Consider the following 16,209-nt stretch of genomic DNA (forward strand, 5'->3'; position numbering starts at 1 on the left):
TAAAAGAGGCTATCGGGGGTAAACAATGCGAGTAGCAAATGTATTACGCAACAGCATGTACTCCATGACATTGTATGTCGTGTTGGCTGTCCTCGGCATCTTGATACGGCAGGCGTTTACGCGCCATTTGCCTATAGAACTCTTAGGTCTTGAAGGATTGTTCACCAATGTGATTGCCCTTTTGTCCATTGCGGAACTGGGAATCAGTACTGTGATCAGCTATGGGCTTTATCGGGAAATTGCGAACAAGAACGAAGCTGAAGTCAATATACTGATGAACATCTATCGGTATATCTATCTCTTGATAGGCACGTTGGTTGCCCTGATCGGCATCGTTCTGTTTTTCTTGTTGCCGTGGATTGTGCGAGATGAAAGTATCTCATGGGGTTATGTCCAGTTTGTTTATGTGATTCAGATTTGTACAGTGCTCAGTACGTATTTCCTCGCATATAGACGCACATTGTTTGCGGCGGATCAGAAGGATTATATCTGTGTTCGCATCGATCTCGTCTGTACATTTGCCGCGAATCTTGTGAAGTTCGCTGCGATTGTTGTTTGGCAGAGTTATACGATGTATGCGCTCTCCGCGCTTGGATTCAACATATTGGCGAATCTGATCATCTCGCATCGGCTTGGCAAGGAATATCCATTCCTGCATACGGTCAAGGTCACGATACAGGATTTGCGACAACGAAAATTTTTCGTGGATGTAAAGAATTTCCTGATTCACAAATTATCCTATATTGTATATAGCGGGACGGATGCGATCATTATTTCCTCGATACTGGGACTGCGTACAGCTGGTCTTGTGGCAAATTATGTCCTTCTCTGTGATGGCGTTTACAAACTCTTGTACAAGATGCTGCAGGGAATCATCCCTTCTGTCGCGAACCTAGTTTATACGGATGATAGGGAAAAAAGTTATCGTGTTTATCGTATGCTGGATTTTGCTTACTTTTTGATCGGAGGGTATATCGCTTGCATCTATGTCACTGTGCTTCAACCATTTGTGGCGCTCTTCTTCGGGGCAGAATTCTTGCTTGAGGATGCCTATGTGAAGGCTTTGGCCGTCAATGTTTTTCTTGGCATGCAGTTTGAGAATGCATACAACTTCCGCAGTACGCATGGTGTGTTTGAAAATGATCGCGGCTATATGGTTCTATCTGCTGCAACAAATCTGATTTTATCAGTGATCTTGGCGCATTACCTCGGTGTTGTCGGTGTGATGATCGGCACGATTGCAGGTCTGTGGTTCATCGTCTATGGCCGCGTGCAGTTTGTCTTTCGTGTGATTTTTCGCCGAAGCATGAAGAAATATTGGTGGTGTCATGCGTGGTGGAGCATGGTCGTTCTTTTGGAAATCATGTTGATTAACGAGATATTGAGTGCGTCATTTTTCTCTTCAACGTATACGGGATTATTCGTCAAATGCCTATGTGCAGCATTGCTAATGTTAGGGATGCAGGTTCTTGTATTTCATCGGTGCGAGGAGTTCCGCAGCGTATGTTTGTATGCCGTTGAGGCGAAGGACGTTCTTATGAGTAAGATTCGGGGGAGGAAATTTCAATGAAGAAAGCGTTGATTACAGGGATCACAGGGCAGGACGGTTCGTATCTTACGGAACTCTTGCTGGAAAAAGGCTATGAGGTTCATGGAATCATTCGCAGGCAGAGCAGTCAGAATACGGAGAGAATCGACCATATCTTGAATGATTCGGCGTTTTCCAAGCGTGTTTTCCTGCATTATGGAGATTTGACGGACTCCAGCAATGCACATGCGCTGATTCGGGAAATTCAGCCGGATGAAGTCTATAATCTGGCAGCACAGTCGCATGTAGCCGTATCCTTTGAGGTGCCGGAGTATACGGCGGAGGCGACAGGTGTCGGTACGATTCGTCTGCTTGAGGCAGTACGCCAGAGCGGGCTGCCGATACGCTTTTATCAGGCATCGACTTCAGAACTTTTTGGTGGCTTGCCAGAGACGGCACCTCAGAGCGAGTCAACTCCATTTTATCCGAAGAGTCCTTATGGGGCGGCGAAACTCTACTCTTTCTGGATTACGAAGAACTATCGTGAATCCTATGGGATGTTTGCCTGCAATGGAATCCTCTTCAATCATGAGTCGCCGCGGCGCGGTGAGACTTTTGTGACGCGCAAAATAACGCTTGCAGTCACTCGAATTGCCAAGGGATTGCAGGAGAAGCTGACGCTAGGCAATCTTGAGGCAAAGCGCGACTGGGGCTTTGCGGGAGATTATGTAGAAGGCATGTGGCGCATACTCCAGCAGGATCAGCCCGAGGACTATGTACTTGCGACGAATGAAACGCATACGGTGCGTGAGTTTGTTGAGAAAGCTTTCGCTGAGACGGGCGTTCCGATTCGCTGGGAAGGTGAGGGGAGTAATGAGAAGGGCTATGACGCCAAGACAGGGAAGCTCCTTGTCGATGTGTCAGAGCAATTCTATCGCCCTGCAGAGGTTGAGCTTCTCTGGGGAGATTCGACCAAGGCGGAGCATGAGTTGGGATGGAGACGCAAGGTCGGATTTGACGAACTGGTCAAGATGATGGTTGCAGCGGACTTGGAAAAAATACACGCCTGAAAGGACGGGGATGAGATTGCCGAATGTACGAGATGCATTCTTTTCTGAAGTCTATCAGATGACGGAGAAAGGAGAAGATATTGTCATCGTATCTGCGGATTTAGGTGCGCCGAGTTTGGATGAGTTCCGGCGCAGATTTCCGCATCGCTTTGTTAATGTTGGTATTGCGGAGCAAAACCTTATCGCGGTTGCGTCTGGTCTTGCGCTAAGTGGGAAGCATGTGATTGCTTTCGGGTTGAATCCGTTTCCTGTGACGCGCGCATACGATCAGCTGCGCAACTTCTTGGGTGATCTCAAGATTCCTGTTACGGTTGCGGCATTGAATGCAGGGACGTGTGCGTCAGAATGTGGATATACGCATATGCCGTTCGAAGATTTTGCGATGGTTCGCATGATTCCTTCCATCAAGATGGTAAATCCGTCCGATACCGCCATTGCGAAAGTGGCGGCGCGTGACTTGGTGACGGCTTCGCAGCCGATGTATGTTCGATTTGATAAGTTTCTAATGGAAGAGCATTATCAAGAGCGTGAGGTGGATTTCCAAAAGGGATTTTTTGAGATGCAAGCATCAGAACGATTTGCCGTCATTACGACCGGGAATTTTTCTTCTATGCTGAAAAATAGCATCAACACGATTAAGATTCAGGGCGAATCTCCTAGCCTCTTTGATTGCTATGCGTTCCCTCTGGATACGGATTTGCTGGCAGAACGGTTGAAGCCGTTTTCATGTATAGTGACGCTTGAGGATCAGACGCCTTGCGCGGGGCTGGGTTCCCTGATTATGGAGACTCTTTCTGCATATGGAATAGTCAAACGGATTCGTGCTCTGGGTGTTGAACCGAAGCATTGGGAAGGGCGCATTATGAACCGCAGCGCGATTTATGATGAAATGGGATATGATATAAAATCGCTTGGAAAACGACTGCAAAAGACCTTTGAGGAGATGATGGATAATGACTGAAGCACGCGAATTTGAATCGTTGTATGCATTGTCCTATCAAATGCGGAAACGGTTTTTGGAAATTTTTACGCGATTGGGATTCGGTCATGTGACGAGTGCTTTTTCGGCAACGGAAATCTTAGTAACACTTTACAAAGAAGTTTTGCGTTACCAAGCAGACGATCCAGAATGGGGAGGCAGAGATCGCTTTGTTCTGAGCAAGGGACATGGGGCGGGAATGCTTTTTCCTATCTTCGAGGAGATTGGCTATCTGTCTCCTGAACAGACCGATGATATGATTCGCATTGGAGGCGACTACGAGTATATTCGGAGTCTGTTTCTGCCCGGTTACGATTTTTATGGCGGTTCTCTCGGTCACGGGTTGGGAATGTCGGCAGGATTAGCACTAGGCGCACGTTTGAATCGAGCGGATTGGCATACATATTGCCTCGTTGGCGATGCGGAGTGTTGCGAGGGCTCTATTTGGGAAGCAGCTATGTTTGCCGGTCATCAGGGGCTGAGTAATCTTGTTGTTATTGTGGATCGTAATGCGCTCGGTTGCTCAGATTTTACTGAACATATGCTACGCTTGGAGCCGTTTGTTGAGAAGTGGCGTGCTTGTAACTGGGATGTGCAGGAGGCGGATGGACATACGTATGAAGAGCTTGTCCCTGTGCTGAAAGCGAGTCGTTCGCCCCGCAGATCCAGACCGCTTTGCGTTATTGCTGATACCATCAAGGGGAAAGGGTTGGAGTATCTTTATGACAAGCCTTTGATGCACGGCTATATGCCCAATAAACCCGAGGATATCGAAAAAGCATTTAAGGAATTGAAGAGGTATTAGGGGGATTTGTACGTGGTGGATTATTCGAGGCTGACTAGGAGTTGTTTATGAAGAAGGATAGTAGGATCTACATAGCTGGACATACAGGTCAAATTGGCTATGGCTTGGCAAAAAAATTACAATCGGATGGTTATGAAAATGTAATTTTAAGAACACATGATTCGCTGGATTTGTTGGATCAAAAGAGCGTATGGGATTTTTTTGAAAAAGAAAAACCGGAGTACGTATTTTATTGTGCGGGTACTCTTGGTACTATTGATTATTTTGTACAGGAAAAAGCTGCGGTTATTTACAATAATCTTATGATGCAAGCTAATGTGATTAACTCTGCTGTCAAGAACAATGTAAAAAAATTACTCTATGTAGGCAGTGGGGCTGTTTACGGCAGCCATACTTCTTCACCGTTTCAAGAGACAGCGGCGATAGACTCTATACAACAGGGCGGAATGGAGGCATACGCTGTTGCCAAGATCGCAGGGCTTGAATTGTGCAAACAATATCATGGCATTGCTGGGGGTAAATGTATCTCTGTTTTACCTACGCATGTGTATGGAACGAAGAATATTTCTCGTATCAAGAACACTCTGGTTGAAGAGTTGCTGCAAAAAATGCACCAGGCGAAGCTGGAAGGCGCAAAAGAACTTGCGTTAGATATATGGGGAACGGGGAAGAAGTGTATTCGGCAGTTTATCTATTTGGACGATTTGGTGGATGCGCTTATCTATATAATGGACAACTATGATGAGGTTTTGCCGGTTAATATTGCATCAGAGGAGGCTGTTTCTCTGGATGAATTGGCTCATATCATTCGAGAAATTGTCGGTTATACAGGTACGCTGCATTATCAGGAAGATAAGCCTGAAAAGACGGATGATCGCCTTATGTCGGTAGCATATTTGCGAGAACAGGGTTGGAAACCTCATTATACATTGCGAGAAGGAATCCAATCTTTCTATACATGGTATCTTGATGAACTTCGGGAAAAAGGATAATAGGTGTCGTGAAATAAAATTTTCGGGAGGTAGGCAAGTGGAAATTTCGGATAGGATTTACGTTGCCGGGCATACAGGGATGGTGGGTTCGGCTATTGTGCGCCATCTGCAAAAGAATGGATACCAAAATCTGCTGTTGAGAACGCATCGTGAACTTGATTTGACAGATCAGCAGTCGACAAAGAGTTTTTTTGAGCAGGAGCGCCCTGACTATGTATTTATCGCTGCGGCGAAGGTTGGTGGAATACAGGCAAACAGTACGTTTCCTGCGGATTTTTTGTATGTAAATCTGATGATTAATGCGAATATCATCCATGCAGCGCATGAAGTCGGCGTCAAAAAGCTTTTGGCTTTGGGGAGTTCCTGCATTTATCCGAAATTTGCTGACCAGCCGCTTCGTGAAGAGGCCTTTTTGGATGGCAAGCCCGAGCCTACGAATGAAGGCTATGCTATTGCAAAGATTTCGGCGCTGGAGTTGGTGAAGTTCTTCCATCGTCAGTACGGTGACCCGTTTATCAGTTGTATGCCGACGAATATTTATGGGGAAAATGACAACTTCGATTTGCAGGGTTCACATGTCATCCCTGCGATGATTCGCAAGTTTCATGCGGCAAAAATGGAGGGGGCGGATTCCGTTACTCTTTGGGGGACGGGAAGCCCGAAACGCGAGTTCCTCTATGTGGATGATCTTGCAGATGCGTGTGTCTTTCTTATGGATCATTATGATGAAGAAGGGCATATCAATATAGGCAGCGGCGAAGAAGTTTCCATGAAGGAATTGGCAGAAGAGATTGCGTCTGTTGTAGACTTTCATGGAGAGTTGATATATGATACAGAGAAGCCCGATGGCGCTCCGCGCCGTTTGGTCGATTCTACGCGTATTCATGAACTTGGCTGGCAGCATAAGGTGGCATTACGCGAGGGCGTTGAGCGCTCGTATCAGTATTTTATAGAAACCTTGGCAAAACTGTAACTGCCAAGAATGAGCTAGGGCGTTTAGGTTTTGTTATTGAATATCATTAAATATGAAAGAAAAGGAGTGTTGACATATGGGGAATATACCTAACCTTAATAAAGACGCTTTGGAGCAAGAAATTTATGAGAAGCGTAAAGAAGTACGGTATGATACTCGTGAAATGACATTGGAATTTATTTCGGAAAAGTTTCGGGAAAACTTGGTAGAAGAATCGTTAAAGAATGAGCATATGGGGCTTATTTATATTCCGGAATATCAGAGAGATTTTACATGGGATGAGGTACGCCAATCGAAACTTATTGAATCCATTGTTTTAGGATTACCGCTCCCCTCTCTTTTTATTGCTGAAACAGAAAGTGGAGCATGGGAGATTATTGATGGTTCACAGCGTATTAGAACCATACATGCGTTCTTGAAAAATGAATTATGTTTGCAAGGTCTTGAAAAGCTAGCAGGCCTAAATGGTTATAAATTTGCTGATTTAAAATCAAGTCGACAAAGGAAGTTATATAATACAGCGTTGCGAATTATCGTTTTGGATGAAGAAACGACGGATGAAGTAAAAAAAGATATGTTTGATCGAATTAATAGAGGAAGCGATCTTTTAAAACCCATGGAAAAACGCAAGGGGAGTTATCGTGGACGTTTCAGTGACTTCATATATTCGTATTGTAAAAGTAATAAGAATTTCCGAGAACTACTTAAGATTAATAAGTGGCTAGAAAAAAGACAGGAAAGAGAGGAGTTACTGTTACGATTCTTTGCGCTTTCGGAGGGAGACAAAATAAATATCCCAGGCACAGGGATTGCATCATTCTTGGATAAATACATGGAAAAGAAGAATAAGGAGTGGGCGGATATTGATGAGGGAGAATGGAAAAGAGTACAGGGAGAATATGAAGTAAAAATCAATGAGGTGAATGAGTTTGTAAAAGATCATTTCCCCTATGGATATCGTCATAGACATAACCCAGAGACTAAAAGATCGGTTTTCGAGGCGATTTCTTTGGGCGTATGGAAGGTATTACAATCCAAAAGCACCTTGTCATCAATAACGAAAGACGGCGTGAAAGAAGAACTTGCCTCGGATCAATTTCGAAAAGACACACAAATTGTCTATCAATTACATAAAAAAGAAAAGCTCGAAGGAAGAATCAACTTCATTTATGGATTGTTTGTGAAGAGATAAAGAAGTGAGGCTATGCTGTGATAAACGAGGATTTTCAGGAAAGGAAAAACGAGATTGTAAATATCTTATCATATCTAAAGTATATGGAAAAAGAAAGGAGTACAAACGATAGTATTGAAAAAAACATGGAGGTTGGAGATGTAGATTTTAATAAATTGCAAAAAACAATCAAAGCCTCTATACTTTTGATGCTGTACAATTTAGTGGAGTCTACCCTCACTAATTGTTTGAATGAGATTCATGATGCTATCACGGAATCTACGATACCCTATAACAAGCTGAATAATTCGATACAAACACTGTTTTTAGCATATCATATCGAATCGATGAAAAAAAAAGGAGGGCGCGATGATCAGGCTAGCATCATGCGAGATTTAATCTTTTTATTAAAAGAAGAAGGAAATATCAGTATTACCTATCCAGAACTTAATTCTGTTTATGGCTTGTACAGTGGGAATCTTGACGGAAAAAAGGTTCAAAGTGTACTGCGGCGGTATGGTGTAGAAGTTTCTTTGCATACTCAGCCGCTAGAAACAATCAAGTCTCTGAGAAATAAATTAACACATGGAGAATTGTCTTTTGAAGATGTTGGGAAGGATGCTCACTTGGGACAAATTGATGATTATGTTGATAAAACTATTAAACATATGGAAGATGTTATACGTTGTGTTGAAACTTTTATTCAAGCAAAAGATTATTGTAAGTCGCGATAGGAAAAATTCGTTTGCATATAAGACGAATATTGTCTGAATATAGTTTTCAGTATAATGATTTTAGCAGGAGAGTATGAGCATGGAAAAGATCGGCGTAGGATATGCGTATGTCAGTGATGCTGAGAAGCGTTATGTGAATGAGGCTTTGGATTCTGGGCGGCTTTCGCAAGGAAAGATGGTTCATAAGTTCGAAAAAGAGTTCGCACGACTTCATGACCAAAAGTATGGTGTTGCCTGCAATAGTGGAACGTCTGCCTTGCATGTTTGCTTGGAGGCAATGAAAGAAGTATATGGTTGGGAAGACGGCAGCGAAGTTCTTGTTCCGGCGATTACCTTCATTGCGACATCGAATGCGTGCATTCACGCGGGGCTGAAGCCGGTGTTTGTGGATGTGGATCCGATTTCTTATAACATGGATGCTTCTAAAATGGAAGAACGCATTACGGATCGGACGGTCGCAGCGATTCCGGTGCATACATTCGGACAGCCGTGTGAGATGGATGCAATCATGGCGGTGGCGGAAAAGCATGGTTTGCGTATTTTGGAAGACTGTGCAGAAGCACATTTTGCAACCTACAAGGGGAAAAAAATCGGCAGTTTCGGCGATATGGCAGCATTCAGTACGTATGTTGCTCATACGATCACGACGGGAATCGGCGGTGTCATCACGACGAATAATCTTACGTTGACGGAAATTTCCCGCTCGCTCATCGCACATGGACGTGCCTGCACTTGTGAGACTTGCTTGGCATCTGATCCCAGGCAGGTCTGCAAATTGCGCATGCAGACGGAAATGGATAAACGCTTCATGATGGTTCGTATGGGATACAGCTATCGCATTGGGGAACTGGAAGGCGCGTTGGGGCTTGGTCAGCTGGAAAATCGCGATCATATCATGAACACGCGCAAGGAGAACGCGCATTATCTCAGCGAGGGTTTACAGGGAACAGAGAAGTATCTGCAGCTTCCCGAATATCCGGATTATGTCGATCACTCGTTTATGATGTATCCGATTGTCATAAAGAAAGATGCTCCTTTCACGCGCGATGAGTTTACGCATTTCTTGGAGAAGAACAATATTGAGACTCGTCCGATGCTTCCGCTGCTGAACCAGCCGGTTTATAAAAAGTTGTTTGGTAATATCGAGGGAGAGTACCCTGTTGCTCAGTGGTTGGATCATTATGGTCTTTATGTGGGCTGTCATCATGGATTGAACAGGGAGCAGCTGGATAAGATTGTGGAGACAATTAAAGAGTTTTTGCAGGATAAGGGATAAATAAAATGAAGAATACGGGAAGCCTCTGTGAAGGTTTCCCGTATTTCAGCATATGAAAGCGAGGACAGATATGCAGATTGTCTTACTTTCTGGCGGAGCAGGCAAACGTTTGTGGCCGCTTTCGAATGATCTTTATTCTAAGCAATTTCTTCGTATTTTGAGACGCGAGGATGGGACGCTGGAATCGATGATTCAGCGTGTCTGTCGGCAGGTGCAGGGAGCTGCACCATGTACGCCCATCACTGTTGCGACGGGGCGGGAGCAGGTCTCATTGATTCGCCGTCAGCTTGGTTCTGGTGTGAACATTTCGGTGGAGCCATGCCGGCGCGATACGTTTCCTGCGATAGCGTTGGTCTCCGCCTATTTGCATGAGGTGCGCGGTGTTCCTCTCGATGAGGCTGTGGCGATTTGTCCTGCCGATCCTTATGTCGATGAGGGATATTTTCGTGCCGTTGTGCAGTTACTTCAGGAATCTGAGAGGGAAGGTTCTGCGAATCTCATTTTGATGGGAATCGAGCCGACGTATCCGAGCGAGAAGTATGGCTATATCATGCCTGTTTCGCAAGAGTCGCAGAGTATGGTGCAGTCGTTCAAAGAGAAGCCGGATAAAGAGAAGGCTGCAGAATACATCGAACAGGGCGCTTTGTGGAACAGCGGCATCTTCGCGTTCAAGCTTGGCTATGCGCTTGATAAGGCTCGTGAGTTGCTGGATTATACGGATTACGAGGATCTTTTCAACCGTTATGAGGAGCTTTCCAAGATCAGCTTTGATTATGCTGTGGTCGAGAAAGAGAAAAATATTGCAGTTCAGCGCTACAGTGGCACTTGGATTGACATAGGCACATGGAACACGCTTGCTGAGGTGATGCCAGAGCATATGATTGGGCGTGTCACGATGGATGAGACTTGTAGAAATGCTCATGTCGTGAATACGTTGCCCATACCCATCCTTTGTATGGGACTGAAGGATGTCGTGGTGGCAGCGAGCCCAGAAGGCATCCTCGTTTCGGACAAGGAGCGATCCAGCGCAATGAAACCCTATGCAGAGCGACTTCATACGCCGGTGATGTATACGGAAAAGTCATGGGGCGAGTTTCAGATCGTCGATGCGGAGACGGAAAGTTTGACCATCAAGATTACACTGAGTCCAGGACGTGCACTCACCTACCATCTGCATGAGCGACGTGATGAGACTTGGACGGTGATTGAAGGCCGTGGCTGGGTGAAACTCGACGGCAATGAGTTCGCTGTTGCTGAGGGGCAGACGGTGCGTATTCCTAGGGGGTCTTTTCATACGATACGGGCGGAGACGCTTTTGAAGGTGATGGAGATTCAGACGGGTGAGGATATTGATGCGGAGGATAAGATTGTGTGGGGGGACAAATCTAAGCCTTCGATAATATGAGAAAGATGTACATGGCAAGATCAGCTCTTCAGAAGCATAGGGGTGTTGGTCTCCGATCTTGAACGACAGTTTTTGATAAGTAAGGAATCAAGTCCATATTGTGAATGTTTTGGGAACGATCATTTCTCACAGAGGATTTTCAAAGGAAAGCATATATGGCACGAAATGGTATGGAGTAGACAGATTAATTTTGAATATGCTCTAGTCGAAAAAGGGGAGAGTATCATGTTAACTCAGATACGGGAAGAAGAAATACGGATAGAAGTGCGAAGGATATATGAACAGGCTAAGAAAAATTTGCATTTTAAAGAATTTGCTTTGAGTGAAAGCGCCCTGTCAGATACTATTCCTGGTTATCATGCATCGGAACTCCCTTTTGCTGCTTATGAAGAAGATAAATTTGCGGTGTTGTTTGTTGACATGAGAAAATCAACTCAAAGAGCCGAACGCTTGCGAGGAGAAAAAACTTTTTTGACCATGCATATATATTTGCCGACGGTTATAGCTGTAATTCGGGAGCATCATGGATACCCGATTGATATCATGGGCGATGGTGTAATGGCTTTGTTTGGAGGCAAGTATTCAAAGAGGGCGATTTCTATATGTGTGCAGGATGCTGGGTTATGTGGAGAAAGTTTATTGCAAGTCAGAGAATCTATTATTAATCATATACTGGAAGAAGAAAATATAGAAGCTATTGATTTTGGAGTTGGCATAGACTATGGACGTGTCATTGTAACTAAAATAGGTTTTAAGGATATTTTCGATGTTAAAGCCTTTGGAGACTGTATTAATAAAGCATCTAAATATTCTTCTGTGTTTAATGAGGTGAAAGTAGGAAAACGCATAAAACAGAAGTGGCCTAAAGGAAAAACTGGAAGGATAAGATTTGAAGGAACAGATAAAGATGGATATACAATGCAACGAATATAAGGCAGAAGATCTCATGTAAGGAGTTTTTATGAAGAGACGGAAGAATAAACAAGCTAGTGACCTTTTTATACTCAAGCAAACTTTTTTATCAAATGCGATAGCAGATATTTCATCGTATATTCGCTTGACGGATACAAAAGTCTCAATCGTAATGGGGACTACAGGAGTAATTATCTCTATGGCTGCTTTGTTTCATGATTTGATCTTTACGGCTTATACTAGTGTTGGACAGAATAATGCTCTTGAGATTATTATAGTTGTGCTTACCTTGGGTCTCTTTTTTAGTATTTTGGGAGTCTTTATCTTTGGAATGCGAACTATTCGGGGTCAGAGTTCTGCGTTGGAATATTCCTCGAAATGGTTTTGGAAGCAATCTCCGACAGATTATATTTTTGATATATATAAACGAGATGTTCAACAGATGAATACTCAGGATATTATTGATAATATGGCGGCCGAATTATATAAGCTCAATGATATTTTCCGAAAAAAACTGAAGATGAATCAGAGAACTTTAGACTGTTTTATCTTAAGCATAATTATAGCAACTATTGTTGTTAGTATACTGACGATTTCTGCTTTAAAATAAAGCAATCAAATGGTGTGTTTCTATAGTAGAATCCATGATTCGTTAGAAGGGGATTTGCTATACTCTGTCGTGGTCAAGCGTTTTTGTAACACGAGTGTTCAATCAACTTATGTCGAATATCTCGCTTCGAATGGCGTACGATATCCGTTATAAGAATGCGGTCGTACATGGTTGTATGTGGTATAAGCAAAATGTTCCACAGCGCGGTAGAGAGACTCCTCATCTTGATACTCGTGAAGATAAATTTCCAAACGTCGTAGCAGCCACCGAACACTAAACAGACCCCGATATTCGTCTATGAACCGATAGGCCTCTAATCGATTCTCTTTGCGAAGAATGCCGCCGCTTTTTAGGAAAAAATTTTCTTTTTTCGCTTCTGCAAGTTCTTCGCGCAAGCGGTGATTCTCCTTCATGAGCTCCAGATCATTCTGGGCGGTTGGGTTTTTTGAGACAGCTTTAGTTTACCACAATAGTTTTGTCATCGAGGGACTGCTCATCGAGAAGTATGTGGACGGTGCCTTGGTAGAAGGGAAATAGGCTCTGTACCTTGCCTGCAGGCATGATTCATGCTATACTTTGAATCATGAGAAATGTCTTAGGAGATTGCTGACAAACTGCACGCACGGACAGGAGAACAGCCATGGCGAAGATGATCGATGCGAGGCCTTCCTTTCGCGGGGAAGCGAGAGTCTGGGAGAGTTTGGAGCGGCTGCTGCCGGATTCTGTTGTGGTTTACAATAACCGTGAGGTCAATGGGCGCGAGTTTGATTTTTGCTTGTTGATCGAGGGTGTCGGCATCTTGGTCATCGAGGTCAAGGGGTGGTTGGCGGACAAGGTGCTTGTCGAAGGTGTTGATCGAATTCTCGTGGAGGGGCTTGATGCGCCGCAGAGGTCACCGAAGAAGCAGGCGCGTGCCTATCGTTTTGCCCTGGTGAATAAAATCAGCGAGAAGTATAACAGCAGTCCCTGTGTGTTTGATATGGTCTGCTATCCCTTCATCAGCAAGGCGGAGTATCTTTCTGTGCGTTTGGATGTTGTTTCGGAAGAGACGCTTACGATTTTTAAGGAGGATTTGGAGAGCCGCGAGGCACTGCTTGAGAAAATCCATGGAGCGTATGATTCGCTGCGTCATGTTCCTCATGCGGAGTTTTCGGCGGAGTTTCTTCTGCGGCTGCGGCGGGATTGGGAACCGAATCTGCCGGAGGCTGTCCGACCGACGGAGGCGGCTGCTCAGCCATATTCGCTTCTTTCGATCCATCCGGGTGCGCTTAGGCGAGCTGAGGCGGAGCGAATCGTATCGGAGTATTTCGCAGGAATCAAACGCATTGTCTTTTTGGGCGACCGCACGTCGTATGAGCAGCTTGCCGCCGCTTTCGATGCGGGCTTCAAGCGGCGCAATATTGAGCCGAGTGCGAACGGCTTGCAGATCGGCTATGCGCATGGGCTTGTTGTGGGGACGGATTCTTTTCGCACGTTCAACCTCGAGGTCTATTTCGCCGAGAATCTCATAGAGATTGCGGCGACGGATGTTGTGATCGAGGAGGGGGCGGCGGAGCGGGAGCTTTTAGAGAAGTTGTCGGCTGTTACGCTCTTCAATGCGCAGCAGTATCAGATCGAACATGCACCGGCAAATGCACATATCTTGGTTGAGGCGGGCGCGGGAACAGGAAAGACGTTTTCCATGGTTTCCCGCGTCGCTTTTTTGTGCGGCAAGAAGACGGCTGCTGTGACGAATCTCGCAGAAGAGATTGCGATGGTGACCTTCACCAACGATGCGGCGAACAATATGAAGGCGCGGCTGAAGCAGATGTTCGTCCATTCCTTCGTCTTGACGAAGCAGCCGCGTTTTTTGCTGCTGGTTGAGGAGGTGGATCGTGCTCATATTTCTACGATCCATCGCTTTGCCCTTGACATTTTGCGCGGGGAGGCGCTCTATACGGGTCTGGGGACGAATTTCCGCATTGCATCGGATGCGTATTTGCGCGGGAAAATCTACGACGATTGTTTGAACGATTTTCTCGCAAGGATGGAAGAGGAAAATCCGAATTTTCTGCAGGAGATTCCCGTGCCGCTCTATGAGCTGAAGAAGAAGCTCATGAGCATGGCGGATCGCCTGTTGGCGAAAAGCGTTGACTTAAAGCAGCTCAAGCGGTCGCAAATGGGCGTCGTGGACGATCAGCCGATCCCGTATTTCAACGATTTGATCGAAAAGGTCGTAGTCTTGGCAGAGGAAATCTATGGGCGGGAAATGCATGCCGCCAATGCGCTGGATTTGACCGAATGTCTGATCCTCCTGCAGCAGGTGTTGGATGAGTGCCCGGAAAAGCTCCGCTCGCTCAAGAGCCGATATTTGTTCATCGATGAGTTTCAGGATACGGACGACGTTCAGATTCAGGTCTTCCGCAAGCTGCAAAATAAGGTGGACGCGGACTGCCACTTGTTCGTCGTGGGGGATTTGAAGCAGAGCATTTATCGCTTCCGCGGGGCGAGGCTCAGTGCCTTTAAGCAACTGATGAGCGATGCGCACATGGTCTGGGCATCATATTCGCTCACGCGCAATTATCGAAGCGACCGGCGACTGTTGGAGCGGCTTCATGAAGTCTTTTGCCGCATGGGCAAGCAGCAGTATCTTCCCTATCGTGAGGAGGCTGACCGCCTTTTCGGCAGTGTGGAGACGGGCATTGCCGAAGGGGATTTGTTTGGATCAGTTCCGTGTCCGTCGAGGGCGGCGTTTTTCGATACGGTTATCGATGTTCTGCGTGCGCAGGAGGAGATCGCGGCCTCTCTCATGAAGGAGCGCGAGGAGCGGCGTCAGCAACCGCTTTCCAAGGCCGAGCGCACGATTGCCGTCCTGGTCAGAAGCAATTGGCAGGTAGAGAAGCTGACGGATGCGGCGAAGAAAAGGGGCGTCGAGCTTCACACGAAGTCCGGCGGCGAGCTCTATCAGCTGGAATCGACGCTCGACCTCTACAAGCTGCTGCTCGCTCTGGAAAACAGCGCGAATCCCGTTCATCTGGTCAACTTCATCGAGTCGAATTATACATGGCTGCGGCTCGATTATCAGAAGTATCGCGGCATGGAGTCTGCCGCCTGTCTTGCCGATTTGCGGCGCATTCTGGATGAGTTTTTTACGATTCACATGGAAAAGACGTGGCAAGAGGTTGTCAATGAGGCGCATGCACAGCCGATTCTTTTTGTCCTTCGTCACTTGTACGAAGCGCTGCAGCCATGGAAGAAGTACAGCTCGGAACAGGCCGAGCAAAGGTACTACATGGCGAACTACGAGTATCTGCTCGAACGCATTATTCGATTTTCTCGCGCGGATGCGCTGACGCTCCATCAGATGACGGAGTACTTGAAGGTCTCGATCTTGACCGAGCAGAAGCAGCCGGCGCGCGACATCGACTTTGATGACGAGGGGATTCAGCTCATCTGTACGACGGTGCACAAGGCGAAGGGGCTTGAGTATGGCACGGTCGTGCTGCCCTATACGGATGCGGACATGGGAGGCTTGAGCAAGGGCGGGCTTGATGCACATTATTCCGACGGCAAATTGGCGTATATTGTCTCGTTCGATAACGGGATCGAGGTTCGCAACTCTCACTATGATGAGAACATGGAGACGCGCGAGCAAATTGCCGAGGAATCGCGCATCCTCTATGTCGCCTTGACACGGGCGATTCGAAGCTGCGTGTGGATCTATCGTCCGAACCGCAATGCCGCTGTCACTTGGAGTGATTTGCTGGAGGTATGA

14 protein-coding genes are annotated in these 16,209 nt (G+C 45.9%); 13 read left to right on the forward strand and 1 reads right to left on the reverse strand.

The annotated features are described in order from the left end of the window. The first annotated feature begins 25 nt into the window (after window positions 1-25). The 12 genes from QZ177_RS05585 (at window position 26) to QZ177_RS05640 (ending at window position 12,455) form a co-directional block, all read left to right on the forward strand. A complete protein-coding gene (locus QZ177_RS05585) occupies window positions 26-1,570 on the forward strand; it encodes a hypothetical protein (protein ID WP_294175891.1) in 1,545 nt (514 codons plus the stop codon). Beyond that, window positions 1,567-2,598, forward strand: a complete 1,032-nt coding sequence (gene gmd, locus QZ177_RS05590) for a GDP-mannose 4,6-dehydratase (RefSeq protein WP_294175892.1) — start codon at window positions 1,567-1,569, stop codon at window positions 2,596-2,598. The genes QZ177_RS05585 and gmd overlap by 4 nt, the downstream gene beginning before the upstream one ends. Window positions 2,599-2,614: 16 nt before the next feature. After that, window positions 2,615-3,559, forward strand: coding sequence for a hypothetical protein (locus tag QZ177_RS05595; protein WP_294175893.1), 945 nt, complete (start codon window positions 2,615-2,617; stop codon window positions 3,557-3,559). Further along, window positions 3,552-4,382, forward strand: a complete 831-nt coding sequence (locus QZ177_RS05600; protein WP_294175894.1) for a transketolase — start codon at window positions 3,552-3,554, stop codon at window positions 4,380-4,382. Before QZ177_RS05595 ends, QZ177_RS05600 begins: the two co-directional genes overlap by 8 nt. 47 nt (window positions 4,383-4,429) lie before the next feature. Then, window positions 4,430-5,374, forward strand: coding sequence for an NAD-dependent epimerase/dehydratase family protein (locus tag QZ177_RS05605; protein ID WP_294175896.1), 945 nt, complete (start codon window positions 4,430-4,432; stop codon window positions 5,372-5,374). Window positions 5,375-5,411: 37 nt separating this feature from the next. Continuing rightward, the gene (locus tag QZ177_RS05610) at window positions 5,412-6,347 is read left to right on the forward strand and encodes a GDP-L-fucose synthase (RefSeq protein WP_294175897.1); all 936 of its coding nucleotides are present in this window, start codon (window positions 5,412-5,414) and stop codon (window positions 6,345-6,347) included. 76 nt (window positions 6,348-6,423) lie between these two features. Further along, window positions 6,424-7,539 (forward strand): DUF262 domain-containing protein, encoded by a 1,116-nt coding sequence (locus QZ177_RS05615; protein WP_294175899.1) that lies wholly within the window; start codon window positions 6,424-6,426, stop codon window positions 7,537-7,539. A gap of 17 nt (window positions 7,540-7,556) precedes the next feature. Next, window positions 7,557-8,252, forward strand: coding sequence for an MAE_28990/MAE_18760 family HEPN-like nuclease (locus tag QZ177_RS05620; protein ID WP_294175901.1), 696 nt, complete (start codon window positions 7,557-7,559; stop codon window positions 8,250-8,252). A 79-nt stretch (window positions 8,253-8,331) separates the two neighbouring features. Continuing rightward, window positions 8,332-9,528 carry a DegT/DnrJ/EryC1/StrS family aminotransferase gene (locus tag QZ177_RS05625; protein ID WP_294175903.1) on the forward strand — a complete coding sequence of 399 codons (1,197 nt, stop codon included), beginning with the start codon at window positions 8,332-8,334 and terminating at the stop codon, window positions 9,526-9,528. Between the two features lie 70 nt (window positions 9,529-9,598). Next, window positions 9,599-10,933 (forward strand): sugar phosphate nucleotidyltransferase, encoded by a 1,335-nt coding sequence (locus QZ177_RS05630; protein ID WP_294175905.1) that lies wholly within the window; start codon window positions 9,599-9,601, stop codon window positions 10,931-10,933. A 225-nt stretch (window positions 10,934-11,158) separates the two neighbouring features. Beyond that, on the forward strand, window positions 11,159-11,866 hold the full coding sequence (locus tag QZ177_RS05635; protein WP_294175908.1) for an adenylate/guanylate cyclase domain-containing protein: 708 nt from the start codon (window positions 11,159-11,161) through the stop codon (window positions 11,864-11,866). A 28-nt stretch (window positions 11,867-11,894) separates the two neighbouring features. Further along, window positions 11,895-12,455, forward strand: a complete 561-nt coding sequence (locus QZ177_RS05640; RefSeq protein ID WP_294175910.1) for a hypothetical protein — start codon at window positions 11,895-11,897, stop codon at window positions 12,453-12,455. Window positions 12,456-12,562: 107 nt separating this feature from the next. On the opposite strand, the gene QZ177_RS05645 is transcribed toward QZ177_RS05640, so the two are convergent. Further along, the gene (locus QZ177_RS05645) at window positions 12,563-12,850 is read right to left on the reverse strand and encodes a hypothetical protein (RefSeq protein WP_294175912.1); all 288 of its coding nucleotides are present in this window, start codon (window positions 12,848-12,850) and stop codon (window positions 12,563-12,565) included. A gap of 245 nt (window positions 12,851-13,095) precedes the next feature. Between QZ177_RS05645 and QZ177_RS05650 the strand changes: the two genes are divergently transcribed. After that, complete coding sequence (locus QZ177_RS05650) at window positions 13,096-16,209, forward strand: UvrD-helicase domain-containing protein (RefSeq protein WP_294175914.1); 3,114 nt, start codon at window positions 13,096-13,098, stop codon at window positions 16,207-16,209.

It is taken from the genome of uncultured Selenomonas sp. (genome assembly GCA_905372355.1).
Classification (GTDB): Bacteria; Bacillota; Negativicutes; order Selenomonadales; family Selenomonadaceae; genus Selenomonas.